Annotated in this window: 20 protein-coding genes; 13 read left to right on the forward strand and 7 right to left on the reverse strand. The window is 71.5% G+C overall.

From position 1 onward, the window contains the following. Positions 1-20 precede the first annotated feature (20 nt). Entirely contained in the window at positions 21-683 is a 663-nt protein-coding gene (locus tag Q9R26_RS10165; protein WP_209133516.1) for a response regulator transcription factor, read from the reverse strand. Next, on the reverse strand, positions 680-1,915 hold the full coding sequence (locus tag Q9R26_RS10170; RefSeq protein WP_311227208.1) for a PspC domain-containing protein: 1,236 nt from the start codon (positions 1,913-1,915) through the stop codon (positions 680-682). The genes Q9R26_RS10165 and Q9R26_RS10170 overlap by 4 nt, the downstream gene beginning before the upstream one ends. Positions 1,916-2,029: 114 nt before the next feature. Between Q9R26_RS10170 and Q9R26_RS10175 the strand changes: the two genes are divergently transcribed. The 4 genes from Q9R26_RS10175 (at position 2,030) to Q9R26_RS10190 (ending at position 6,804) form a co-directional block, all read left to right on the forward strand. Next, complete coding sequence (locus Q9R26_RS10175) at positions 2,030-3,421, forward strand: PspC domain-containing protein (protein WP_311227209.1); 1,392 nt, start codon at positions 2,030-2,032, stop codon at positions 3,419-3,421. 11 nt (positions 3,422-3,432) lie between these two features. Then, positions 3,433-3,744: a hypothetical protein gene (locus tag Q9R26_RS10180; protein WP_311227210.1), complete on the forward strand. Its 312-nt coding sequence runs from the start codon at positions 3,433-3,435 to the stop codon at positions 3,742-3,744. 154 nt (positions 3,745-3,898) lie between these two features. Then, positions 3,899-5,800 (forward strand): amino acid transporter, encoded by a 1,902-nt coding sequence (locus Q9R26_RS10185; protein ID WP_247737568.1) that lies wholly within the window; start codon positions 3,899-3,901, stop codon positions 5,798-5,800. After that, positions 5,797-6,804: an EamA family transporter gene (locus Q9R26_RS10190; RefSeq protein ID WP_311227211.1), complete on the forward strand. Its 1,008-nt coding sequence runs from the start codon at positions 5,797-5,799 to the stop codon at positions 6,802-6,804. The genes Q9R26_RS10185 and Q9R26_RS10190 overlap by 4 nt, the downstream gene beginning before the upstream one ends. A gap of 34 nt (positions 6,805-6,838) precedes the next feature. Here Q9R26_RS10190 and Q9R26_RS10195 read toward each other — a convergent pair whose 3' ends face one another. After that, positions 6,839-8,521: a long-chain-fatty-acid--CoA ligase gene (locus Q9R26_RS10195; RefSeq protein WP_311227212.1), complete on the reverse strand. Its 1,683-nt coding sequence runs from the start codon at positions 8,519-8,521 to the stop codon at positions 6,839-6,841. Positions 8,522-8,615: 94 nt separating this feature from the next. On the opposite strand from Q9R26_RS10195, the gene Q9R26_RS10200 reads away from it, so the two are divergent. Further along, entirely contained in the window at positions 8,616-9,542 is a 927-nt protein-coding gene (locus Q9R26_RS10200; protein ID WP_182065875.1) for an oxygenase MpaB family protein, read from the forward strand. A gap of 82 nt (positions 9,543-9,624) precedes the next feature. Here Q9R26_RS10200 and Q9R26_RS10205 read toward each other — a convergent pair whose 3' ends face one another. The 4 genes from Q9R26_RS10205 to Q9R26_RS10220 all read right to left on the reverse strand — a co-directional run bounded on the left by Q9R26_RS10205 (position 9,625) and on the right by Q9R26_RS10220 (position 13,371). Then, positions 9,625-10,656 (reverse strand): aldo/keto reductase, encoded by a 1,032-nt coding sequence (locus Q9R26_RS10205; RefSeq protein ID WP_280634932.1) that lies wholly within the window; start codon positions 10,654-10,656, stop codon positions 9,625-9,627. After that, positions 10,653-11,219, reverse strand: a complete 567-nt coding sequence (locus Q9R26_RS10210) for a TIGR03086 family metal-binding protein (RefSeq protein WP_182065874.1) — start codon at positions 11,217-11,219, stop codon at positions 10,653-10,655. Before Q9R26_RS10210 ends, Q9R26_RS10205 begins: the two co-directional genes overlap by 4 nt. 750 nt (positions 11,220-11,969) lie before the next feature. After that, entirely contained in the window at positions 11,970-12,530 is a 561-nt protein-coding gene (locus Q9R26_RS10215) for a YceI family protein (RefSeq protein WP_027464630.1), read from the reverse strand. A 109-nt stretch (positions 12,531-12,639) separates the two neighbouring features. Further along, complete coding sequence (locus tag Q9R26_RS10220; RefSeq protein ID WP_311227213.1) at positions 12,640-13,371, reverse strand: hypothetical protein; 732 nt, start codon at positions 13,369-13,371, stop codon at positions 12,640-12,642. Positions 13,372-14,027: 656 nt separating this feature from the next. On the opposite strand from Q9R26_RS10220, the gene Q9R26_RS10225 reads away from it, so the two are divergent. From Q9R26_RS10225 to Q9R26_RS10260, 8 genes are all read left to right on the forward strand, one after another. Further along, positions 14,028-15,032: an aldo/keto reductase family protein gene (locus Q9R26_RS10225; protein ID WP_071405490.1), complete on the forward strand. Its 1,005-nt coding sequence runs from the start codon at positions 14,028-14,030 to the stop codon at positions 15,030-15,032. Positions 15,033-15,222: 190 nt separating this feature from the next. Beyond that, positions 15,223-15,747, forward strand: a complete 525-nt coding sequence (locus Q9R26_RS10230) for a GtrA family protein (RefSeq protein ID WP_182065872.1) — start codon at positions 15,223-15,225, stop codon at positions 15,745-15,747. After that, positions 15,744-17,291, forward strand: coding sequence for a glycosyltransferase (locus Q9R26_RS10235; RefSeq protein ID WP_311227214.1), 1,548 nt, complete (start codon positions 15,744-15,746; stop codon positions 17,289-17,291). The genes Q9R26_RS10230 and Q9R26_RS10235 overlap by 4 nt, the downstream gene beginning before the upstream one ends. Continuing rightward, positions 17,288-19,276 (forward strand): glycosyltransferase family 39 protein, encoded by a 1,989-nt coding sequence (locus Q9R26_RS10240; RefSeq protein WP_311227215.1) that lies wholly within the window; start codon positions 17,288-17,290, stop codon positions 19,274-19,276. Before Q9R26_RS10235 ends, Q9R26_RS10240 begins: the two co-directional genes overlap by 4 nt. A gap of 433 nt (positions 19,277-19,709) precedes the next feature. Then, positions 19,710-20,534, forward strand: a complete 825-nt coding sequence (locus Q9R26_RS10245; protein ID WP_311227216.1) for a DUF4397 domain-containing protein — start codon at positions 19,710-19,712, stop codon at positions 20,532-20,534. Positions 20,535-20,633: 99 nt separating this feature from the next. Then, the gene (locus Q9R26_RS10250) at positions 20,634-21,788 is read left to right on the forward strand and encodes a glycosyl hydrolase family 8 (RefSeq protein WP_311227217.1); all 1,155 of its coding nucleotides are present in this window, start codon (positions 20,634-20,636) and stop codon (positions 21,786-21,788) included. Next, on the forward strand, positions 21,785-22,498 hold the full coding sequence (locus Q9R26_RS10255) for a class F sortase (RefSeq protein WP_311227218.1): 714 nt from the start codon (positions 21,785-21,787) through the stop codon (positions 22,496-22,498). Before Q9R26_RS10250 ends, Q9R26_RS10255 begins: the two co-directional genes overlap by 4 nt. A 45-nt stretch (positions 22,499-22,543) precedes the next feature. After that, the gene (locus Q9R26_RS10260; protein WP_209133493.1) at positions 22,544-23,338 is read left to right on the forward strand and encodes a polyprenol monophosphomannose synthase; all 795 of its coding nucleotides are present in this window, start codon (positions 22,544-22,546) and stop codon (positions 23,336-23,338) included. Positions 23,339-23,350: the final 12 nt, after the last annotated feature.

The raw sequence follows: 23,350 nt of genomic DNA on the forward strand, positions 1-23,350 counted from the left end.
CTCGCATCAGCGCGAAGTGATCAGAGCAGCTTGCGCTGCAGCGCCCACGCGGTCAGCTCGTGCCGGTTCGACAGCTGGAGCTTCCGCAGGACCTTCGACACGTGTGTCTCGACGGTCTTCACCGAGATGAACAGCTCCGTCGCGACCTCCTTGTAGGCGTACCCGCGCGCGATCAGCCGCATGACCTCCTGCTCGCGGGCGGACAGGCGGTCCAGCTCGGCGTCGTGCTGCGCCGTCTCGCCGCTGACCGCTCCGAACGCGTCGAGAACGAAGCCGGCCAGGCGCGGCGAGAACACCGCGTCCCCGTCCGCCACACGGGCCACGGCCTCGGCGACCTCGGCGCTCGACGAGCTCTTCGTGATGTACCCGCGGGCGCCGGCGCGGATGACCCGCACCACGTCGTCGGCAGCGTCCGACACGCTCAACGCGAGGAACCGGGTGTCCGGGTCCTCCGGCGCCGACCGCGTGATCACCTCGGCACCGCCGCCGCCGGCGCCGCCCGGCAGGTGCACGTCGAGCAGGACGACGCGTGGGCGGGTGGCCGCGACGAGCGCCACGGCCTCGTCGACGGTCGCCGCCTCACCCACGACCTGGAGGCCCGGTGGCAGTCCAGCGCGCACGCCGACTCGGAAGATGGAGTGGTCGTCGACGATCGCGACGGTCAACGGGGCGGGCTCGGTCATGCGTGCTCCTCGTCCTGGGCCGCGGGTGCGAGCGGCAGGGTCAGCCGGACCTCGGTGCCGGTGTGCCCCGGCCCGGGCGCGATGGTCGCGTGGCCCCCGAGGCGCTGCATCCGGCCGACGATCGACTCGCGGACGCCGTACCGGCCCGCGGGCACCGCGTCGACGTCGAAGCCCGGGCCGCGATCGCGGATGCTGAGCTCGACCCGGTCACCGGCGGTCTCGACGTACACGCTCACGGTCCCACCGGCGTGCCGGGCGGCGTTGAGCATCGCCTCGCGGGCGGCGGCGACGAGCCCGTCCGGCAGGTCGCTGCGGGCGGGTCCGACCGCGATGACCTCGATGCGGGCGGGGTACTCGGCCTCGATGTCCACGGCGGCGTCGCGCAGCTGCGCGCCGAGGTCGCGCGTCGGTTCCGCCTGTTCCGTGAAGAGCCAGGACCGCAGCTCGCGCTCCTGCGCCCGCGCCAGCCGTGCCGCGTCCGAACCCGGCTCGGCCTTCTGCTGGATGAGGGCGAGGGTCTGCAGCACCGAGTCGTGCAGGTGCGCCGCGAACTCGGCCCGCTCGAGGTCGCGGACTCGGGCGGCGCGTTCCTCGGCGAGGTCGCGGACGAGCCGGACCACCCACGGGGCGACCACGACGGCGACGCCGACCAGGACGGCGACCGCGGCGGTCAGCACGGTCCAGACGTTCGGGCGGCTGCTCGTCGTGAAGAACAGCAGGATGCCGAGCACGACGAGCACCAGGGCTCCGAGCGCCCGGACGACCAGGGCGGACGATCCGGCCGTGCGGACGTTGCGCAGCGCGTCGAACTGCCGCCAGGCGAGTGCGGCGCCGGTGACGACCACGACGCCGGGCACGACGACCTCGAGGGGCACGGCGGCGCCCATCCGTGCCGCGACGACGGCGCCGGCAGCGGCGAGCAGGGCCACGCCGAGCAGGATCTCGACGACCGGGGCACGCCGGGCGGACGCGGTGGTCTCGTCCTGGTCGACGTCGGCGGCCGGGGTCAGCACGGACTTGAGCGGCGCGCGCCCGGCGGTTGCCCCGGCGGCAGCGCTCGGCACGGTCGCCCAGAGCCAGGCGTAGAGCAGCAGGCCGGCGCCACCGCAGACCACCAGCACCGCGGTGGCGAGCCGGACGGCTCCGACCGGCAACCCGGTGTGCGCCGCGAACCCGCTGCAGACCCCGCCGACGACCCTGGGGGTCGGGCGCGTCATCGTCGCGGTGGCCATGGGGCAATCCTGGCACCGGAACGGCCGGCGCAGCAGGGTCCGGGGCCGGGATCAGGGACTGGTCAGGGGGAACCCCGATGGCGTCGGCGCAGCACTGCCGGGATGCTGGTGGCCATGACCGATCACCAGTACGACTCCGCTCCCGGCACCGCCGCCGGCAGCGCCGACTCGACGACCCGGTTCTTCGACTGGGTCCGCGGCCTCGGCATCGCGCGCACCGACGACCGCTGGCTCGCCGGCGTGTGCGGCGCCGTCGCCCGCCGCACCGGGCTCGACCCCCTCGTGGTCCGCGGCGTGACGATCGTCGTCGCGCTGCTGGGCGGGCCGGTCTTCCTCGCCTACGCGGCCGGCTGGGCGCTGCTGCCCGACACCGCCGGACGCATCCACGTCGAACGGATGATCCGCGGGGTCCTCGACCCGGCGCTCATCGCGATCGGCGCCTTCGTGGCGCTCACCTTCGTGCCCGCCGCCCGCGGCCTCTGGTGGCAGGGGGTCCCGGACGCCTGGGGGATGCCCGGCTGGCTCGAGGCGACCCTCGCCACCGCGTGGAGCATCGTGCTGGTCGGCGGGATCGTGTGGCTCATCGTGGTCCTGGCCCGACGCGGGGTGGACGGTGAGCGGACCGCGAGCACCGGCGCTGGCACCGACCCGACCGCTGCCCCGCGAGGCGACTTCTGGACCAGCCCCGAGGAGCCGCGCCCGGCCCGGAACGCGTGGACCGCGGAGGCGACCGGCGCGCCGGACGCAGGACGGGCCTCCTGGCAGTGGGGTGCACCCGTGAGCCCCGAGGACCGGCGACGGCAGCACGAGGAGCGGATGCGCGCGGAACGCGAGCGCGCGTCCGAACGGCGGGCGGAGCGGGCCGAGCGGCGCCCCGGTGCTGCGTACGTCGCCGTGTCCCTCGGACTCGCACTCGTCGCCGGAGCCGGGGTCGCGTTCTGGGCACAGCAGGCCGGGTGGTCCGTCCCGGTCCTCGGGATCGCCGCGGCGCTCGCCGTGCTGGCGGTCGCCACGATCGTCGCCGGGGTCCGAGGCCGTGACGACGACGTGCTCGGACTGTTCTCCACGGTCGCCGCGGTCGCCCTCGTGGTCACCGGGGTTCTGCCTGCCGGCACCCAGGTCTCGCTGATCGGCGGCACCACGTGGCAGGTGGAACGGGCCGCCCCGGGGACCGAACGGAACTTCGCGATGCTGGCCGGCGGTCCGACGCTGGACCTCCGCGGGCTCGAACCGTCGGCGGTCGGGGGCGACGTGACCCTCTGGCTGGGCGCCGGCGGGGCCGATGTCCTGCTGCCGACCGACCTGCCGGTCCGGGTCCAGGTGAGCGGTGTCGGCTACGGGGTCGACACCGGCGGCGACGGCGACGGCGCCGGTGGGGTGCTCCGGACCACCACGCTCGAGAACCGAGCGGCACGCACCGCCGACGCGGACGAGACGACGACGGTGCACCTGTGGATCCTCGGCGGTGGCGTCGAGGTGCCGCGGGCGATCACGGTCGGCGAGTGAGGAACGGGACGATGACGACGGACAGTACGACCAACGACAGCCCGACGAACGACAGCCCGATGGACGACGGCACGACGAACGACGGGGCGACTGCGCCGGTGGCCGCGGACGGGCCCGCCCGCCGGCCTCGACACGGTGGTGCACGCTTCGGCACGATCCTCTGGGGCGTGCTGCTCCTGGTGTTCGCCGGCGCGATGGCCGTGAGTGCGCTGCCGATGTTCTCAGTGGACACCATGACCCTGCTGTTGGCCGCCTGCATCGCCGCCGGTGTGCTGCTGGTCGTGGCGGGGATCGTGGCCGCTCTGTCCCGCACACGGCGGTAGTCCGCCCGCTCCGTGCACAGGACCGTCGAGGTGTGCACGGGGGCCACCCGGACGGCTTAGCATCATCCACGTGACCGCGACAGACGCCGAGCGGGCCGCCCAGCGCGACGCCACCGAGCAGCCCCTCGACCGCAGCACCCGCCTGCGCCGGTGGATGCTGCACGGGGCCGACCAGGGCGCCTCGCACCAGGGCCCGCACCAGGTCGAGGTCGAGAAGACCCACCCGTGGTGGCGGGTCATGTGCCTGACCGGCGTCGACTACTTCTCCACCCTCGGGTACCAGCCCGCCATCGCCGCGCTCGCCGCGGGTCTGCTGTCGCCGATCGCGACGATCGTCCTCGTGCTCGTCACGCTGTTCGGGGCGCTGCCGGTCTACCGCCGGATCGCCCACGACAGCTTCCGGGGCGCCGGGTCGATCATGATGCTCGAGAAGCTCCTACCGTGGTGGGCGGGCAAGCTCCTCGTGCTGGTGCTGCTCGGGTTCGCCGTGACGGACTTCATGATCACGATGACCCTGTCGGCGGCCGACGCCACGGCGCACATCGCCGAGAACCCGTACACGCCGCACTGGTTCACCGAGATCCCGGTGCCGCTCACCCTGGCGCTGCTGCTCCTGCTCGGCATCGTGTTCCTGCGCGGGTTCAAGGAGGCCATCGGCATCGCGGTCGGGCTCGTCGCGGTGTTCCTCGCCCTGAACGCCGTGGTCATCATCGTCGCCCTCTGGCACGTGTTCGAGAACCCGATGGTGGCGAGCGACTGGTGGTCCGGGCTGACGGCGCAGCACAGCAACCCGCTCGTGATGGTCGGCATCGCCCTGATCGTGTTCCCGAAGCTCGCGTTGGGGCTCTCCGGGTTCGAGACCGGCGTCGCGGTGATGCCCCAGGTCCGCGGTGACGCCAGCGACGACACCAGCGACCGACCCGAGGGCCGGATCCGCGGCACCAAGCGGCTGCTGACCGTCGCGGCGCTCATCATGAGCTCGTTCCTCATCACGTCGTCGATCGTGACGACGTTCCTCATCCCGCAGCGCGAGTTCCAGCCGGGCGGCGGTGCGAACGGGCGTGCCCTGGCGTACCTGGCGCACGAGTACATGGGCGGGGTGTTCGGGTCGATCTACGACTTCTCGACCGTCGCCATCCTGTGGTTCGCCGGCGCGAGCGCGATGGCGGGGCTCCTCAACCTGGTGCCGCGGTTCCTGCCCCGCTACGGCATGGCACCGCAGTGGGCGCGTGCGGTGCGTCCCCTCGTGATCATCTTCACGCTCATCGCGTTCGTCATCACGATCATCTTCCAGGCCGACGTCGACGCCCAGGGCGGTGCCTACGCCACCGGCGTGCTGGTGCTCATCACGAGCGCAGCGGTCGCGGTGACGCTGTCCGCGCGCCGCAAGCAGCAGCGCAAGCGCACCATCGCGTTCGGTGTGATCTCGGTCGTGTTCGTCTACACCACGGTCGCCAACGTCATCGAGCGGCCCGACGGCGTGCGGATCGCGGCGATCTTCATCATCGCGATCGTCGTGGTGTCGCTCATCTCGCGCGTACGGCGTTCGTTCGAGCTCCGGGCGTCGTCGATCGAGCTCGACGCGACCGCCCGCCAGTTCGTCGAGGCCGACGCCGACCAGTTCAGTTCGGTCTGCATCATCGCGAACGAACCCGGTGCCGGCACGGCCGAGGCGTACCGGGCGAAGGGGCGCGAGGAACGCCGCGACTCCGGCATCCCGGCCCGCGTGCCGACGATGTTCCTCGAGGTCCTGCCGGCCGACTCCTCGGACTTCGAAGAGGACCTGGTGGTCGAAGGCCACGTCATCCACGGGTTCCGCGTGCTCAAGGTCCGTTCCGGCAACGTCCCGAACACCATCGCGTCGACGCTCCTCGCCATCCGCGACATCGCCGGGGTGGTGCCGAGCATCTACTTCGAGTGGAACGAGGGCAGTCCGATCCGCAACGCGCTGCGCTTCGTGTTCACCGGCGCCGGCGACGTCGCCCCCGTCACGCGCGAGGTCCTGCGCGAAGCGGAACCCGAGGTCAACCGACGGCCGAGCGTCCACGTCTCGTGAGCCACGGACCGGGCGCGGGGCGTGCCTCCGGGCCCGTCGGCGGCCTGGCGGCGATCGCGGTCGCCGCGGCGGTGTGGGGGACCACCGGGACCGCGACGCACTTCGCCCCCGGTGTGCCGGCGTTCGTGTTCGGTGCGGTGACCTTCGGGCTCGGCGGCCTCGTCCTCGCCGCGACCGCGGGCCGCGGCACACTGCGTGCCGTCACGCAGCGCCGGACCCGCGGCTGGGCGCTGCTCGGGGCCGCATCGCTCGTGGTCTACGCGGTCGCGTTCTACGCGGCCCTCGCCGACGCCGGGGTCGCGCTCGGCACGACCCTGGCCATCGGGTCGTCGCCCGTCTTCGCCGGCCTGGTCGAGTGGGTCGCCGACCGCAGACGCGTCACCCGTCGGTGGGTCCTCGCAACCCTGGTGAGCGTGGTCGGCATGGTCGTCGTCACCCTCGCGCGCTCGGAGCACGACGGCGGCGGGCAGTCACTCGCGGTCGGCGTCGGCAGCGCCCTGGTCGCCGGTCTGACGTACGCGCTGTACTCGTGGGCGGTGGCGCGGGGGATGCACGCCGCGACGAGCCGGATGCCGATCGCCGTCGTCCGCGCGGAGTCCGACAGCATGCGCGTCGGCGGGGACGTCGGGGTCGCGGCGGCACGGGCTGCCCGAGGGCCGAACGAACGCGGGCTCGTCGGAGCGGTGTTCGGGGTGGCCGCGGTGCCGCTCGTCGTGCTCGCCGTGGTGGCGGGCGGGCCGTTCCTGGGCGACGCCGGCAACTGGCCGGTGTTCCTGTACCTGGCGCTGGTACCGACGGTGATCGGGCACTCGCTGTACGCGCTCGGGCTCCGGACGGTGACGGCGTCGGTCGCGACGTTGCTGTCCCTGCTCGAGCCCGTCGTGGCCGCGGTGCTGGCGGTGCTCGTGGTGGGGGAGCGCCTGGGGCTCGGCGGATGGGCCGGCGTCCTGCTGGTGGTGGCCGGGCTGTCCGTGCTGGCGCTGCCCGCGCGGCGCGCCGGATGACCTGCAGCGACCACCCAGCGGTGACGCCCGCGGGTCAGCCGTCCAGGATCTGGTCCCGCACCTTCCGCCGCAGCACCTTGCCGATCATCGAGCGCGGCAGGTCCTCGACCACGACGACCCGGCGCGGCACCTTGTACGCCGCCAGGTGCTCGCGCGACCAGGCCCGGAGCGCGGCGCCGTCGAACGCAGCGGGGTCCTTCGGCACGACCGCGGCGACGACCTGCTCGTTGCCGCCCTGCGTGATGCCGACGACCGCGACCTCCTTGACGCTGGGGTGCTTGAGCAGGGTGTCCTCGACCTCGGACGGCGACACGTTGAAGCCGCCGGTGATGATGAGTTCCTTCAGGCGGTCGACGATCCGGACGTACCCGTCGGCGTCGATCGCCACGATGTCGCCGGTGCGGAACCAGCCGTCGGGCGTGAAGACCTCGTCGGTGGCCTCCGCCTTGCCCCAGTAGCCGCGGAACACCTGCGGGCCACGGACCTGCAGTTCGCCGGGCTCGTCGATACCGAGCACCTTCGTGTCGTCGTCGGGGTCGACCACGCGCGCCTCGGTGGAGGACAGCGGCAGGCCGATCGATCCGAGTCGACGCTCGGGGGAGACCGGGTTGGCCATCAGGACCGGGGAGCACTCGGACAGGCCGTAGCCCTCGACCAGGTAGCCGTCGGTCCGGGCTTCCCACGGCTCGACGATGTCCTGCGACAGCGGCATGGCGCCGGAGATGCCGATCTCGATGCCCTTGAGGGACACCTTCGCCGAGTCCGCCGCGTGCTGCAGTCGGGCGTAGATGGGCGGCACGGCCGGCAGGAACGTCGGTGGGTGGCGCTTGATCGCCGTCAGGACGAGGGCGGGGTCGAACGCGGGGAAGAGCACGAGCCGTGACGCCATGCTCATCGCGAAGGTCAGGCAGAGCGTCAGGCCGTAGGCGTGGAACATCGGCAGCACCGCGTACACGACGTTGTCGCCGCGGCGGATCTGCGGCACCCACGCCCGGGCCTGCGCGGCGTTCGCCAGCAGGTTCCGGTGGCTCAGCACCGCACCCTTCGGGATCCCGGTGGTGCCGGACGTGTACTGGATCAGCGCGACGTCGTCGGTGGCCGGCCGCGGGTGCCGCTTCGACAGCTTGCGGGTGTCCGCGAGGTCGTTCCACTTGACCGTGCCGCGCACCTTCGCCGTCAGCTTCGCGCGGGACTCCCGGGCCTTCGACACCGGCAGCGCCAGGGCGAGCCGGGTGCTCCGGGGCATGGCGCGGGTGATGTCGACCGAGACGATCGCGTCGAGGTGCACGTCGGCCGGGAAGTCCTGCAGCGTCGCGACGGACTTGTCCCACGCGATGGCGACCTTGGCACCGTGGTCCTCGAACTGGTGGCGGAGTTCCCGCGGCGTGTACAGCGGGTTGTGCTCGACCACGATCGCGCCGAGCCGCAGCACCGCGTAGAACGCCACGATGTGCTGCGGGCAGTTCGGCAGGACGATGGCGACCCGGTCACCCGCGCCCACGCCGAGCTTCCGCAAGCCGTTCGCCGCGCGGAGGATCTGCTCCTCGAGGTCGGCGTAGCTCGTGGTGCGCTTGAAGAACTCGAGTGCGACCTGCCTGGGGAACTTCCGGGCCGACTGCTCGACCAGGTCGTACAGGGAACCACTCTGTTCCTCGATGTCGTGCGGGACCCCCGGGGCGTACGAGGCAAGCCAGGGACGAGGCGTGTCGATGCTCACCCGACCCAACCTAGTGGGCGACCCCCGTGCACGCTGGGAGGGCCACTTTGCGCGATGCCACCCCCTACCCAGGCGACGGACGGAACATGACGGCATGTCCACTGTCTCCGACGCCTTCCGGTCCCGCCTCAACCAGACGTTCACGGGTGGTTCGACCGGCACGGAAGCCTGGATGGACGACCTGGAACACGGCACGGACGCGGGCTTCTTCGGTCCGGGCTCCGCCACGTGGGCGGTGCACGGTGGCAGCCACGGCATCGTCGCCGGTGTGCGGGCACTGCTCGTCCAGGCGCTGCACCCCGGCGCGCTCGCCGGCGTCGCCGACCACTCCCGCTACCGCGAGGACCCGTTCGGTCGCCTGGCCGGCACCAGCCGGTGGATCGCGACGGTCACGTACGGCGACCGGCAGACCGCTCGCAGCGGCAGCGACTGGGTGCTCCGGCTGCACGAGCGGGTCCGTGGGCAGTACGTCGACGCGCACGGCACCACCCGCCCCTACGCGGCGAACGACCCGGACCTGGCGCGCTGGGTGCACCTCGCCTTCACCGACGCGTTCCTCCGCGCCGCCCAGCGCTGGGGTGGTCCGATCCCCGGGGGCGCCGACGCGTACGTGCGGGAGTGGGCCGAGGCCGGGCGCCTCATGCGCATCGTCGACCCGCCCGAGTCCGAGGCGGAGCTCCGTGCCCAGATGAACGGGTACCTCGACCGCGGCGAACTCCTGGTCGACTCGCGCACCCGCGACGTCGTCCGGTTCATCAAGGACCCGCCGCTGTCCCGCCTGCTGCGACCCGGCTACCGCGCGGTGTTCCAGGGCGCCGTGTCCACGCTCGATCCGCGGCACCGGTCGCTGCTGGGCCTCCGTGCGCCGATCGTCGGCCCGGTCGAGCTGCCGGTGGTCCGCACCACGAAGCTCGTGCTCGACGGGATCGGGGCGGTGCTCGATGACCAGACCGCTTCCGAACGGGCCGCGCGGCGGCGCATCGCGCGCCTGCAGCGCACCGACGGCGGCGTGGTCGCCTGACCACGGCGGTCACCGCGACCACCTGACGGACGGGAGGCACGGTGCCAGCCGGCTCCGTGCCTCCCGTCCGCTCGTGGGCGCGTCAGAAACCCGACGGCACCCGGGGTGTGTACGCGGACTCGAGTCGCGTGACCTCGTCGTCGGTGAGCCGCAGCGACGCTGCGGCCACCGCGTCGTCGATGTGGTGCTCCTTCGTCGCGCCGACGATGGGCGCGGAGACCGCGGGCTTGCCGGCGACCCAGGCCAGGGCGACCTGCGCCATCGGGACGCCGCGCTCCGTGGCGACGGCCTCGACCGCGTCGACGATCGCGCGGTTGGCGTCCTCGTCCTGCTTGTACAGGGTCTTGCCGAACTCGTCGGTCTGCGCACGCGAACCCGAACCGGAGGCGTCCCAGGGGCGGGTGACACGGCCGCGGGCGAGGGGGCTCCACGGGATCACGCCGACGCCGGTGTGCTCGCAGAACGGGAGCATCTCGCGCTCCTCCTCGCGTTCGAGCAGGTTGTACTGGTCCTGCATGCTCACGAACTTCGTCCAGCCGTGGCGCTCGGCGGTGTGCTGCATCTCGGCGAACTGCCACGTCCACATGCTGCTCGCACCGATGTACCGCGCCTTGCCGGCCTTGACGACGTCGTGGAGGGCCTCCATGGTCTCCTCGATCGGCGTCACCGGGTCGAAGCGGTGGATCTGGTACAGGTCGACGTAGTCGGTGCCCAGCCGGGTCAGGGACGCGTCGATCTCGTGCATGATCGCCGCACGGGACAGCCCGGCGCCGTTCCGGCCGGGACGCATCCGGTTGAAGACCTTCGTGAAGACCTGGACGTCCTCGCGCGGAGCCAGTTCGGCGAGGAGTGTGCCGGTGATCTCCTCGCTGCTGCCGTCGGAGTAGACGTTCGCGGTGTCGAAGGTCGTGATGCCGGCCTCGAACGCGCGACGGACGAACGGGCGGGCGTCGTCGATGCCGACGCTCCAGGCGTGCGAACCCCGGTCCGGGTCGCCGTACGACATCATGCCGAGGACGACGCTGCTGATCTCGAGCCCCGAGTTGCCGAGGCGCTTCGTGTCCGTGGTCATGCTGCTCGTCTCCGCGGCGGTGCCGCTCGTGTCGGTGGTCATGCCGTTACTCTGGCATCGCGGCCTGTGACGGCGAGCAGGCGGACCTGGAGCGGGGAGTCCTCGGTGACGTCGACCGGGGGCGCGTACAGCCCGGTGGCGGCGAGGTCCTCGATCTGGGGCTCGAAGTACTCCCACACCGCGCGGACGAGCTCCTCGGGCAGGGCCTCCTCGGTGCCCGTCGCCCGGGCGAGGTCCCACGTGTGGATCGTGATGTCGCTCGTCTGCTCGGTGAGGTACTGCGCGGCGGGCACGACGTCGGTGCTGAGGTGCACGGGGGTGTCCTGCGGCGCGTTCCGCCAGGCGTCGGTGGCCGCCGTGGCGAACCGGTGCCACTCGGCCACCAGGTCGTCACCGATCGGCTCGAGGTCGGCCTGGGCCTGGGCGTAGTCGCACCCGGTCAGGAGCTTCGGGATCCAGCGCTGCTCGTCGACCACGTGGGCGACGAGGTCGCGGGTGGTCCACTCGGAGTCGGGGGTGGGAGCGTCCCAGTCGGTGACGGCGGCGACGCGGCGGCCGAACTCGGCTGCCGCGAGGGCCTGCATCGCGATCCAGTCGGTGGCCATGGTGGTGCTCCTGTTCGTCGTGCGGGTGTGTGCGCTGGTGCCGGTGCCGGTGCTGGTGCTGGTGCTGGTGCTGGTGCTGGGTGCTTGGTGCTTGGTGCTTGGTGCTTGTCGTGCAACTCGGGGTGCGGAGTGTGGATTCCCCTCTCCTCGTCGCACGTGCCAACGTTACGCGGCGGCAGCGCTCGGCCGCCCGTCCCCGCTGTCTGCCCTGCCCTTGCTCGCCCCGTGACCCGTTTGTGCCCCCGTGTGCCCCGTGTGCCCCCGTGCTCGTCGTTGGGGGTCCTTGCTCGTCGTTGCTCGTTCTCGCGCGTCCTTGCGCGAGCGGGCGAAATGCCGCGCTGCGTCCCCGCCGTGTCCCGGGCATTCCGCCCGCTCGGCCGCGCTTCCGATCTCGGCCGGGGTCGCTCGCGTCCTCCGCTCGCGTCCTCCGCTCGGGTCGTTGCGCGAGCGGGCGGAATGTCCGGCGTGCCACAGGGACCGACGTGGTGTTTCGCCCGCTCGTGGCGTCCGACACGGGCGCCGGCGTGGGCGTGATCGCGGGGACCGGCGTCGACTTCGGTGCCGGCATCGGCGAGCGGGCGGAATGCCCGACGAGCCAGGACGAGGCTCCGTGGTGTTTCGCCCGCTCGTCGTTGGGGGACCGGTGCCGACAACGGAGAACGCCCCGACTCCGTGCGGAGTCGGGGCGTTCTTCTCGGGTTCTGGGAGTGCCGTTCGGTGCCCTCAGTCGGGCAATGCGTCAGAGGTGGGTCAGGCCGCCTGGAGGACGAACTGGACGTCGAGGTTGATCGTGACGTCGTTGCCGAGCGTGAAGCCGCCGGCCTCGAGCGCCGCGTTCCAGTTCACACCGAACTCGGTGCGGTCGATCTTCGTGGTCGCCTCGGCGCCGAACTTGACCTGGCCGTAGCCATCGGTGGTGAAGCCGCCGAGCTCGGCCTTGAGGACGACCGGCTTGGTGACGCCGCGCAGGGTCAGGTCGCCCGCGATGTGCAGGTCGTCGCCCTTCGCCTCGATGCTCGTGGAGCGGAAGGTCAGCTGCGGGTGCTCCTCGGTGAGGAAGAAGTCGCTCGTCTTGAGGTGCTGGTCGCGCTGCTCCTGGCCGGTGTTGATCGACGCGACGTCGATGTTGGCCTCGACGGTCGATTCGAGCGGGTTCTCGGCGGTGACGACGGTGGCGTCGAACGTCTCGAACTTGCCCTTGACCTTGCTGATGGCGAGGTGGCGAACCGAGAAGGTGACCTCGGAGTGGGTCGGGTCGATCTTCCAGGTGCCGGTCTTGTAGCCGGGAACGGTGTCAGCGGTGAGCGTCATGGTGGTCCTTCTTCCGAACGAGAGTCTGCGGTGCGACGCGTTCCATGCGCCTGCATCGAGTTGATACTACGACAGTGTGCACCGTTTTGGTTGAAGCGTCAACCATTGTTCACCCAAGTGTCGCAAACCGCGTGTCGTGGGCTCCTCTGGTTCCGACCTCGAGCAGCCGACGGATGCGGTGCACGAAACGCTCGACACCGTGAGCCAGGTCGTCTGCTGTCGCTCTGACGAGCCACCAGTCCACGTCCTTCAGGTGTTCCCCGCGCGTCAGGTCCTTCCGGAAGGTCGCGGGATCGGTGCGGTGCAGATCGCTCTCGTACTCGATCGCGACCCTGGCAGCGGGGTAGGCAAGGTCCACACATGCGATCCACTGCCCGTCGACGACGACATCGTGGTTGAGCGACGGCTCTGGGAGCCCGCGACGAACGAGTGCCAGCCGTGTCCGGGTCTCTCCGGGAGACCGAGATCCCCGCCGGATCTCGTCGAGCGCGAGGCGGAGCTTCACGATGCCGCGCATCCCTCGTCGTCGACGGACGGCCTGGGCGAGTTCGTCGAGCGTCGCCCAGCCGAGCCACCCCACGAGCGCATCGCCCGCGACGATGAGTTCGTCGAGCGTCAGCATCGAGCCCAGTGCGACGAACGTGTCGGCCGGAGTGGTCAGCGGGACCCCTCGTGCGATCGTCGCGCGGACCGATCCGTACCGCGCCCGGTGGCCGACCGTGCCGCGAACCCGGAGCGCTTGGTCGGTCCCGATCGTCGTGACGTGCAACCGCTGGTCGCGTTCGAGACGACGGGGCAGTGGGATGCCGATGATCGCTGCTGCGGTGACGTGGCTGAACACCTGATCGGGGCGGAGCCGATGAGCGAGTGCTCTCGCACGTTCATCTACGGCCTCAGGCGGGAACGCCGATCGGATGCCGTGGAACGGGCGGACAAGATCGCGAGCATCGAGTCGGCCACGCGACACGCCTCGGTGCAGCGCATCCCGTACTCGGAACGAAGCGTCGCGGAGTGCCATCGGGAGTCGGCGTCTCACGGTCATCTCCACAGCGTGACGGCGAGCCGATCCCGAGGGGGAGAGTCGGGCCTCCGTTGTGGACGGCTTGCCCGCTCTCGCCGCTGTGGAGGGACGGCTGTTCCTGCGAGCGGGCGGAACACCGTGCCTGCCGCCTGGCCGCACGGCGATGTTTCGCCCGTTCGCCGGGTGGAGGCGATCGAAGGGAGCAGGAAGCCACAGCCCGGGGTCGTCCTCCAGGCGAGCGGGCGAAATGTCTGGGTGTGCTGGCGAGGGCACCGTGGCATTTCGCCCGCTCGCGGATCCCCTTCCCGACCCCGCACCCCCGCACCCCCGCACCCCCGCACCGCCGTACCCCGCACCCCGCACCCCGCACCTCCGCACCCCGCACCCCGCACCTCCAGCCCGCGCCACTCCCCCCACCCCCGACAGGCACTCGCGGGACCCCTCACGCCGTGGCAGGAGCCAGTAGCGTCGGGGCCATGGAATTCAGGTACCTGGGCAACTCCGGACTCAAGATCTCCGAGATCACCTACGGCAACTGGCTGACGCACGGCTCGCAGGTCGAGAACGACGTCGCCACCCAGTGCGTGCGGGCAGCGCTCGACGCCGGCATCACCACGTTCGACACCGCGGACACGTACGCCAACACCGCCGCCGAGACCGTCCTCGGCGAGGCGCTCAAGGGCGAGCGGCGCCAGTCCCTCGAGGTCTTCACGAAGGTCTACTGGCCGACCGGCCCGAAGGGGCACAACGACGTCGGCCTCAGCCGCAAGCACATCATGGAGTCGATCGACGGCTCGCTCGAGCGACTGCAGACCGACTACGTCGACCTCTACCAGGCGCACCGCTACGACTACGAGACCCCCCTGGAAGAGACGATGCAGGCCTTCGCCGACGTCGTCCGCCAGGGCAAGGCGCTCTACATCGGCGTCAGCGAGTGGTCCGCCGAGCAGATCCGCGCCGGTGCCGCACTCGCCAAGGAGCTCGGTTTCCAGCTCATCTCGAACCAGCCGCAGTACTCGATGCTGTGGCGGGTCATCGAAGGCGAGGTCGTCCCCGCCTCGAAGCAGCTCGGCCTGTCGCAGATCGTCTGGTCGCCCATCGCGCAGGGCGTCCTGACCGGCAAGTACAAGCCGGGTCAGCCCCTGCCCGAGGGCTCGCGCGCCACGGACGAGAAGGGCGGCGCGGACATGATCAAGCGGTTCATGCGCGACGAGGTCCTCGAAGCCGTGCAGCGCCTGCAGCCCGTCGCCGACCAGGCCGGCCTCACGCTCGCGCAGCTCGCGATCGCGTGGACCCTGCAGAACGAGAACGTCGCGTCGGCCATCGTCGGCGCCTCGCGTCCGCAGCAGGTCACGGACAACGTCAAGGCCGCCGGAGTCAAGCTCGACGCGGACGCCCTCGCGGCGATCGACGAGGCACTCGGCGACATCCCGGAACGGGACGCGTCCAAGAACGTGTCCCCGTCGTCGCGCCCCGCGTAGACGCGACCGACCGACGGACGGGAGGCCCGGTGCCAGCTGGCACCGGGCCTCCCGTCCGTCGTCCCCGCGCCGCTGACCACCGCAGCTGACGGATCGTCAAGATGAACGGCATGTGTCGTGTATCTGGCAGGGGCCTGGCAAAACACGTACCCCACCCAAACCACCCACCCAGGCCCCCCGAATCGGGGGCATGACCCGAACTGATACCCCCGTTCTGGTGTCACCCGACACCGGTGCGGAGCGGACCGTGCGCCCTGGCGCGGTCCCACGCCTGCTCGCCACCGCGAGGCAACTCGCGTCGTTCGGCACCATCGGTGCCGTCTGCTTCGTCATCGACCTGGGCGTCTACAACCTGCTCCGCGCCACCGTCATGTCGGACGGTCCCATCGCCGCGAAGATCGTGTCGGCCATCGTGTCGACCTCGGTCGCGTGGATCGGCAACCGCTTCATCACCTTCCGTGCCCAGCGCCAGACCGGCCGCCGCGAGACCGTCCGCGAGGGGTTGCTCTTCGCTGCCACGAACCTCGTCGGCCTCGGCATCGCCGCTGCCTGCCTGTTCGTCTCGCACTACGTCCTCGGCTTCACGTCCACCCTCGCCGACAACGTCGCCGGCAACGGCGTCGGCCTCGTCCTCGGTACCGCGTTCCGCTTCGCCGCGTACAAGGCCCTCGTCTTCCGGTCCACCGACACTCGCCCGAAGGGGTTCCCCGAATGACCATCCCAGCCGTGTTGCTGACGGCCGCAGGGCCGCTGCTCCAGCCCGACGAACGCCCTGGCACGACCGGGGACGTCCCGAACCGTGGGACCACGGACGTGCCGACGGGCGGCTCGGGGCAGCTCCCACAGACCGCCTGGTCGCTGGGCGAGTGGCTCGGCTACTCGACCCTCATCGCCCTCTCCGTGCTGCTCACGATCATCGCGTTGACCACCCTCTGGTGGATGCTGCACGCCTGGCGGTCCCGGGACGCGCTCAAGTCCACCAGCTTCAGCCAGACCCCGCTCCCGGCGGCGCACCGGTTCACGCTCCTGGTGCCCGGTCGGCACGAGCAGGACGTGATGGGGCAGACACTCGACATGCTCGCGACCCAGGACCACCCCGACTTCGAGATCATCGCGATCGTCGGGGAGGACGACCCGGAGACCGACGCCGTCGTGCGTGCCGCGGCGGCTCGGCACCCCTCGCTGATCAAGGTCGTGGTGGACGACACCCTGCCGAAGAACAAGCCGAAGGCGATGAACCTGGCGCTCCAGCACGCGACGGGTGACATCGTCGGCGTGTTCGACGCCGAGGACGAGGTCTACCCGCGGCTGCTCTCCCTCGTCGACTCGCGGTTCCAGGAAACGGACGCCGACGTGGTGCAGGGCGGCGTCCAGCTGATGAACTTCAAGTCGAGCTGGTGGTCGCTCCGGAACGTCCTGGAGTACTACTTCTGGTTCCGCTCGCGCCTGCACTTCCACGCCGGGTCCAAGTTCATCCCGCTCGGGGGCAACACCGTCTTCGTGACGCGCTCCCGCCTGGAGTGGTCGAACGGCTGGGACGCGCACTGCCTCGCCGAGGACTGCGAACTCGGCGTGCGGCTCTCCGCCGACGGCGCGAAGGTCGTCGTCGCCTACAGTCCCGAGGCCGTGACCCGTGAGGAGACCCCGCCGACCTTCGCCTCGCTGCTCAAGCAGCGCACGCGGTGGAACCAGGGCTTCCTGCAGGTGCTGGGCAAGGGGGAGTGGAAGAAGCTGCCGTCCTTCCGGCAACGGTTCTTCGCCCGCTACATGCTCACCATGCCGTTCATCCAGGCGGCCACCGGACTGCTCATCCCGCTGAGCGTCCTGATGATCCTGTTCGTCAAGGTGCCGACGGCGATCGCCCTCGTGTCGTTCGTGCCGGTGGCACCGACGCTCATGCTGCTCGCCGTCGAGGTCGTCGGGCTGAACGAGTTCGGCCGCCTGTACGGCGAGAAGGTCCGGCTCCGCGATTACGTGCGGCTCGTGCTCGGCCTGGTGCCGTACCAGGTGTTCCTCGCCGCCGCGGCGGTCCGGGCAGTCGTCCGGCACGCGAAGGGACAGAACGGGTGGGAGAAGACCGAGCACACCGGTCAGCACCGCAACGGACAGGTCATCGGCTTCGCCTCGGACCTCGATGGGTCGGGCGCGGCGTCGTCCTCGGTCACCGGATCGGGCGCGGCGTCGTCCTCGGTCACCGGATCGGGCGCGGCGTCGTCCGACCGTGCGTTCGCCGGCACCACCACGGGAGGCACCCGATGACCGCCAGCATCACCGACACCACGGGCATCCCGATCCGCGGTGCCGCCGCAGCACACCGCTCCGGCATCGGGGCGTGGTTCCGACGGCACGCAGCCAGCCTGACGTGGTTGCTGCCCGTCGTCGCGGTCACCGTGCTCGTCCAGGCCTGGAACATGTCGGGCACGCCGCAGCGCATCGACGACGAGGGGACCTACACCGCCCAGGCGTGGGCGATCACGAACCTCGGCGAGCTCACCCACTACACGTACTGGTACGACCACCCGCCGCTCGGATGGATCCAGATCGCCGGCTACACCGGGCTGACCGGGGCGTTCGCGCGGTACCCCTTCGCGGTGGAGGCCGGGCGCGAGGCCATGGTGTTCTTCTCCGCCGTCTCGAGCATCCTGCTGTTCGTGCTGGCCCGACGTCTCGGTGCCGGACGGATCACGGCGGCCGCGGCCGGACTCGTCTTCGCGCTGTCACCGCTCGCGCTGCAGTACCACCGCACCGTGTACATCGACAACGTCGCGACGCCCTGGCTGCTCGCTGCGTTCGTCCTCGTGCTGAGCCGTCGCCAGCAGCTCGCCGGGTTCGCCGGTGCCGCTGCCTGCCTCGGCATCGCCGTGCTGTCCAAGGAGACCTACCTGCTCGCGCTGCCGTTCCTCATCTGGATGGCCGTGCGTCGCGCCGACACGAGCACCCGCCGGTACACGCTCAGCGTCGCCGGGGCAGTGCTCGTGCTGATCGGCGGCGGCTACCTGCTGCTCGCCGCGGTGAAGGGCGAACTCGTGCCGGGCAACGGACGAGTCAGCCTGTGGGAGGGCGTCACCTACCAGCTCGGGTCGCGGACCGCCTCCGGATCGGTGTTCGACGTGGGCAGCCTGGCGAACGAGGCCGCCGCGCAGTGGTGGGCACTCGACCCGGTGTTCATCGTGCTCGGCTCGGTTGCGGCCTTCGTCGGGCTCTTCCTGCGACGGGTCCGACCGATCGCCGCGATGCTCGTGTTCCTGCTCGCGGTGATGTTCCGGCCGAACGGGTACCTGCCGGTGCCCTACGTCATCATGCTCATCCCGTTCGCAGCGCTCCTCGTCGCCTACACCGTCGAGCGTGCCGTCCTGACGATCGCCGGTCGGGTCCACACCCGGGGCCGGTTCGGGCCGAGGGCCCGGCGCGGCCTCGGCATCACCTGGGCCGTCGTCACGGCTGCGGCGCTCGTCGTCGCGGTGCCGCTGTGGGGGACGCAGCTGCGCGGGTTCCTGCTCGGCAACCTCGACCTGCCGATGCAGCAGGCCGAGCAGTGGGTGGGCGACAACGTGCCGAAGTCCTCGCGCCTGCTGGTCGACGACGCCATGTGGGTCGACCTCGTGGAAGACGGCTTCGCCCGGAACAACGTCGTCTGGTACTACAAGCTCGACACCGACGGAGCGGTGGAACGGCAGTCCCCGAACGGCTGGAAGGACTCGGACTACGTCATCACGACGGACTCCATGCGCACCGGCGGCAACTCGTCCACCGACGTGCGGCAGGCGATCGAGAACTCCACGGCCGTCGCGACCTTCGGTACCGGTGACCAGCAGGTCGAGGTCCGCCGGATCCACGCCGAGGGAGCCAGTGCCGCCGAGACCGCGATCACCCGGGCCACCGACGTCCGCAAGACCCTGGGGACCGAGCTCGCCTCGAACCCGGCCCTGCGTGCGGACGACGGCACGAAGTCGCAGTTCCGCGCCGGACAGGTCGACTCGCGGGCGATGATCGCGCTCGGACAGGTGCTCGCCGACCAGGACGTGCGGGTCGACCGGTTCACCCCGCGCACCGGGGAGACCGGCCAGCCGTTCCGGACCGTCGTCCTGCACACGAGCGACGACGCCTCGGCTGCCCGGGTCCTCCGGACCTTCGACGCCATGTCCGAGGCCTTCCGGCCGGACTCGGTCGAGCGCGAGGGAGCACGGCTCACGGTGACGTACGCCCCGGCCGACCCGACGACGACCGCGACGAGCGCCTCGTGACCCGCGATCGCTCGGCCGGGCCGACCGATCGGGCGTTGGCTGAGTTGACGTCCCGCGAGCGGGCGAAATGCGAGCGGGCGGAATGCCCGGAGGCCTCCGGCGCGGACCCCGGTATTCCGCCCGCTCGCCGGATCGGCCGCGATGACCCTCACCGCGAACGCGTCGGGGCGGAACGCCCGTTGGACGAGCGGGCGAAATGCCCGGGCGGCTCCGGCGCTGACCCCGGTATTCCGCCCGCTCGCGCGGCGGCGGCCGCTCGCCCGGGGCGCGCACGAACCGTACGAACCGCACGAACCGCACGGCCGGCACGAACCGCATGGACCAGATGGTCCGCACGAGCCGCACGGCCGGCATGAACCGCACGAGCCGCACGAACCGCACCTCGACACGACGACCGCACGCCAACCGCACCTCGACCCGAAGGAGCACCATCATGACCGCACACACCACGAACCGCCGCCGCACCGTCGTCGTCGGCGCGCTCACCGCCACAATCGTCGCCGCGACCGTCGGGCTCGCCGCCCCGCAGTCCGCCTCCGCCGCGACGACTGACCAGGGCTGGCTCCGCGTCGGACACCTGTCGCCGGACACGAAGGGCGTCGACGTCGAGCTGTCCAGCCTCGCCGGGGGCAAGACCGTCTTCGAGCTCGACGACGTCACGTACGGCCAGGTCAGCCCCTACGAGAAGCTGCCGGTCGGCACCTACGTCCTGTCGATGCGCGCCGCCGACGCCCCGGACTCCACGCCTGTCATCTCCACCGACGTCACCGTGCAGGAGGGCGACGCGAGCACCGTCGTCGCCTACGGCAAGAACGACGGGCTGAAGACGACCGCGTTCACCGACGACCTGCAGCAGCCCGGCGACGGCAAGGCGAAGCTCCGGCTCGTGCAGGCCGCCACCACCGCGAAGCGGGTCGACGTGCAGACCTCCGAGGGGACCCCGATCGCCGAGGACGCCACCTTCGGCACCGCCACGAAGTACGCCACGGTCGACGCCGGCAAGTGGTCGCTCGACGTCTCCGGCAGCGGTCAGCAGGGCACCGCCAAGGTGGACCTCGCCGGCAACACCGTCTCGACCCTGTTCGTCCTCGACGACAGCAAGGGCAACCTGACGGTCGTGCCCGTCACGGACGCCGCGGCGACCGCCGCCACCCCGTCCGGCGGTGTGCAGACCGGCGGTGGCGGCGCAGCCGCCGACCGGCCGGTGACCGAGGCGGTCCACGCGGCCGTCGCGATGCTCCGCTCGCTGTTCCGCTGACACCCCGGACTGGAGGCACGGATCACGTGCGCCGCACGACCCACGTGATCCGCGCCTCCCCTTCGACCCCCACCACCATCCCCGGAGAGGCAGGCCAGCATGACCCGCAGGACCTGGATACCGGTCGCCGCCGCGGCGGCGGTCATCGTCGCCGTCGTGGTCGCGATCGTCGCCGTCCGCCCCTGGTCGTCGAGCACCACGACCGCCGACCCCGGCACGGCGACCCCGACCTCGACCACCGCGCCCGACGCGACGCGCTCGCCGCAGCAGCTGCGGTCCGCGTTCCTGGACCGCTACGTCGAGGGCGGTCGCGTCGTCCGCACCGACCAGGGCGGTGACACCGTCAGCGAGGGGCAGGCGTACGGCTTGCTCATCGCCTACGCGAACGACGACCGTGCGCGCTTCGACGCGATCTGGGAGTGGACGGAAGCGCACCTGCTCACCGACGACGACCTGCTGGCGTGGCGGTGGACGTCCGATCAGGGCGTCGCCGACGAGCAGTCCGCGAGCGACGCCGACCTCGACGCAGCCCGGGCCCTGGTGCTCGCGGGGAAGGCCTGGGACGACGACCGGTACACCGCCGCGGGCAAGCGCATCGCGGCGGCGATCCTCCAGCACGAGACTGCCCGGACCGACCTCGGCACGATCCTGCTGCCCGGACCGTGGGCGGATCAGGAGCCCTACCGGTACAACGCCTCGTACGCCTCGCCCGCGGCCTTCTCGGTGCTGGCGGACGTCACCGGGGACGACCGCTGGAACGCGCTGACCCGGGGTTCGCGTGCCGTGACCGCGGCCGTACTGGACGCCTCCGACCTGCCCAGCGACTGGTCCCAGGTGCACGCCGACGGATCGGTGGACCCGATGCCGGCCGTCGGTGGCGACGGGCGCGTCCTCTACGGCTACGACGCGATGCGGACGCCGCTCCGGTACGCCGAGGCGTGTTCGGCGCCGGACCGGGAGCTCGCGGCGGCACTCGCGCCCACACTCGGACGGACGACCCAGCTCGCCTCGCAGCTCGACCTCGGTGGTGCCCCGGTGACGCGGGACACGAACGCGCTGGCCTACACCGCGCGGGCCGCGGCCGAGCAGGCTGCCGGTTCCTCCGGTGCGGCTGCCGCCGACCTCGCGCGGGCCGACCGGACGGCGGCGACCACGCCGACGTACTACGGGGACGCCTGGCTGGCCATCGGCTCGACCATGCTGACCTCCGACGTGCTCGGGGGTTGTGCCGGCGACGTGGGAGGCGGCTCGTGAGCGGCCGTCGGAGCGCCGGGCGCGTCTCGGCCGTCCGGCGCCGAGGCGTGGTGATCGGTGCCGTGGTCGCCGCAGTCGTGGTGGTCGGGGGTGTGGCCGGGGTGGCGGTCGCGTCGACCGTCGGCGGTGGTGCGTCGTCGGCGCCGTCGCAGTCCTCGTCGTCTCCGTCGCAGTCGTCGTCGTCTTCGTCTCGTTCTTCTTCGTCGTCCTCGGGTACGGGCACCGAAGGGTTCCAGGACCCTGCTGCACCGCAGGCCCGCTCGACGGCCACCCCGGTCAGCGTGTCGATCCCCGCCATCGGGGTGCGGTCCTCACTCGAGGACCTGCACCGCGGCGCGGCCGGGGAACTCGACCCGCCCGTCGACTGGGACAGCGCGGGCTGGTTCAGCGACGGGATCGTCCCCGGCGAGGTCGGCCCCGCCGTCATCGCCGGTCACGTCGACAGTCCCACGAGCGCCGCGGTGTTCTTCCGGCTCGACGAACTGGTCGCCGGCGACGAGGTCCACGTCCGGATGTCCGACGGCAGCACCCGCACCTTCACCGTCGACCGTTCGGAGCGCGCCGCCAAGTCGGCGTTCCCGACGAGCGACGTCTACGGCCCCACCCCCACCCCGCAACTCCGACTCATCACCTGCGACGGCACGTTCGACACCGCCACCGGGCACTACACGGACAATCTGATCGTGTTCGCAGACCTGTCGTCGGATTGACCCAACAAGCCCGCGATACATTCGATGAGGAGCACGAGGAGCACCATGAGCGAGACCCTGGTCATCATCCCGACCTACGACGAAGCCGAGAACGTCCGGCCGATCGTCGAGCGCACGTTGGCCGCGACCGACGACTCCGTGCACGTGCTCGTCGTCGACGACAACTCGCCCGACGGCACCGGCGACATCGCGGAGGCCATCGCCCGCGAGACCGACCGGGTGCACGTCATGCACCGCACCGTCAAGGACGGCCTGGGCGGCGCGTACCTGTCCGGCTTCGCGTGGGGCCTGGAACACGGCTACGCGAAGCTCGTCGAGATGGACGCCGACGGCTCCCACCACCCCGAGTACCTGCCCTGGATGCTCGAGCTCGCCGACTCGAACGACCTGGTGCTGGGCTCCCGGTGGATCAAGGGCGGCAAGGTCGAGAACTGGCCCTGGTACCGGCTCCTGCTCTCCCGCGGCGGCAACCTGTACACGCGTCTCGCCCTGGGCATCGCCGTGCGCGACGCGACCGGTGGGTTCCGGGTGTTCACCTCGCGGGCGTTCGAGCGGATCGACCTCGCCGGCGTCGCGTCGAAGGGGTACTGCTTCCAGGTGGACCTGTGCTGGCGTGCCCTCGAGGCGGGCCTGCGGGTCGTGGAGACGCCGATCACGTTCACCGAGCGGGAGTTCGGCGTCTCGAAGATGAGCGGCAACATCGTGCGCGAGAGCCTGGCACTCGTGACGAAGTGGGGCATCGACCGCCGGATCCGCGAGACCCGCTCCCTGGTCAAGGACCACCGCAAGCTGCCGTCCGTGCGGAAGAACGCGCACGCGGTCGCCGACCACGCGGGCTGAGGCCGAAGACAC

The organism is Curtobacterium sp. BRB10 (assembly GCF_031844325.1).
In the GTDB taxonomy this organism is placed as follows: Bacteria; Actinomycetota; Actinomycetes; order Actinomycetales; family Microbacteriaceae; genus Curtobacterium; species Curtobacterium poinsettiae_A.

Coding starts and splice junctions, on each gene's coding strand:
- Q9R26_RS10240 (WP_311227215.1), top strand. CDS start 17,288: ATGACCGCCAGCATCACCGACACCACGGGCATCCCGATCCGCGGTGCC.
- Q9R26_RS10260 (WP_209133493.1), top strand. CDS start 22,544: ATGAGCGAGACCCTGGTCATCATCCCGACCTACGACGAAGCCGAGAAC.
- Q9R26_RS10225 (WP_071405490.1), top strand. CDS start 14,028: ATGGAATTCAGGTACCTGGGCAACTCCGGACTCAAGATCTCCGAGATC.
- Q9R26_RS10250 (WP_311227217.1), top strand. CDS start 20,634: ATGACCCGCAGGACCTGGATACCGGTCGCCGCCGCGGCGGCGGTCATC.
- Q9R26_RS10235 (WP_311227214.1), top strand. CDS start 15,744: ATGACCATCCCAGCCGTGTTGCTGACGGCCGCAGGGCCGCTGCTCCAG.
- Q9R26_RS10180 (WP_311227210.1), top strand. CDS start 3,433: ATGACGACGGACAGTACGACCAACGACAGCCCGACGAACGACAGCCCG.
- Q9R26_RS10175 (WP_311227209.1), top strand. CDS start 2,030: ATGACCGATCACCAGTACGACTCCGCTCCCGGCACCGCCGCCGGCAGC.
- Q9R26_RS10215 (WP_027464630.1), bottom strand. CDS start 12,530: ATGACGCTCACCGCTGACACCGTTCCCGGCTACAAGACCGGCACCTGG.
- Q9R26_RS10205 (WP_280634932.1), bottom strand. CDS start 10,656: ATGACCACCGACACGAGCGGCACCGCCGCGGAGACGAGCAGCATGACC.
- Q9R26_RS10245 (WP_311227216.1), top strand. CDS start 19,710: ATGACCGCACACACCACGAACCGCCGCCGCACCGTCGTCGTCGGCGCG.
- Q9R26_RS10165 (WP_209133516.1), bottom strand. CDS start 683: ATGACCGAGCCCGCCCCGTTGACCGTCGCGATCGTCGACGACCACTCC.
- Q9R26_RS10185 (WP_247737568.1), top strand. CDS start 3,899: ATGCTGCACGGGGCCGACCAGGGCGCCTCGCACCAGGGCCCGCACCAG.
- Q9R26_RS10200 (WP_182065875.1), top strand. CDS start 8,616: ATGTCCACTGTCTCCGACGCCTTCCGGTCCCGCCTCAACCAGACGTTC.
- Q9R26_RS10170 (WP_311227208.1), bottom strand. CDS start 1,915: ATGGCCACCGCGACGATGACGCGCCCGACCCCCAGGGTCGTCGGCGGG.
- Q9R26_RS10210 (WP_182065874.1), bottom strand. CDS start 11,219: ATGGCCACCGACTGGATCGCGATGCAGGCCCTCGCGGCAGCCGAGTTC.
- Q9R26_RS10230 (WP_182065872.1), top strand. CDS start 15,223: ATGACCCGAACTGATACCCCCGTTCTGGTGTCACCCGACACCGGTGCG.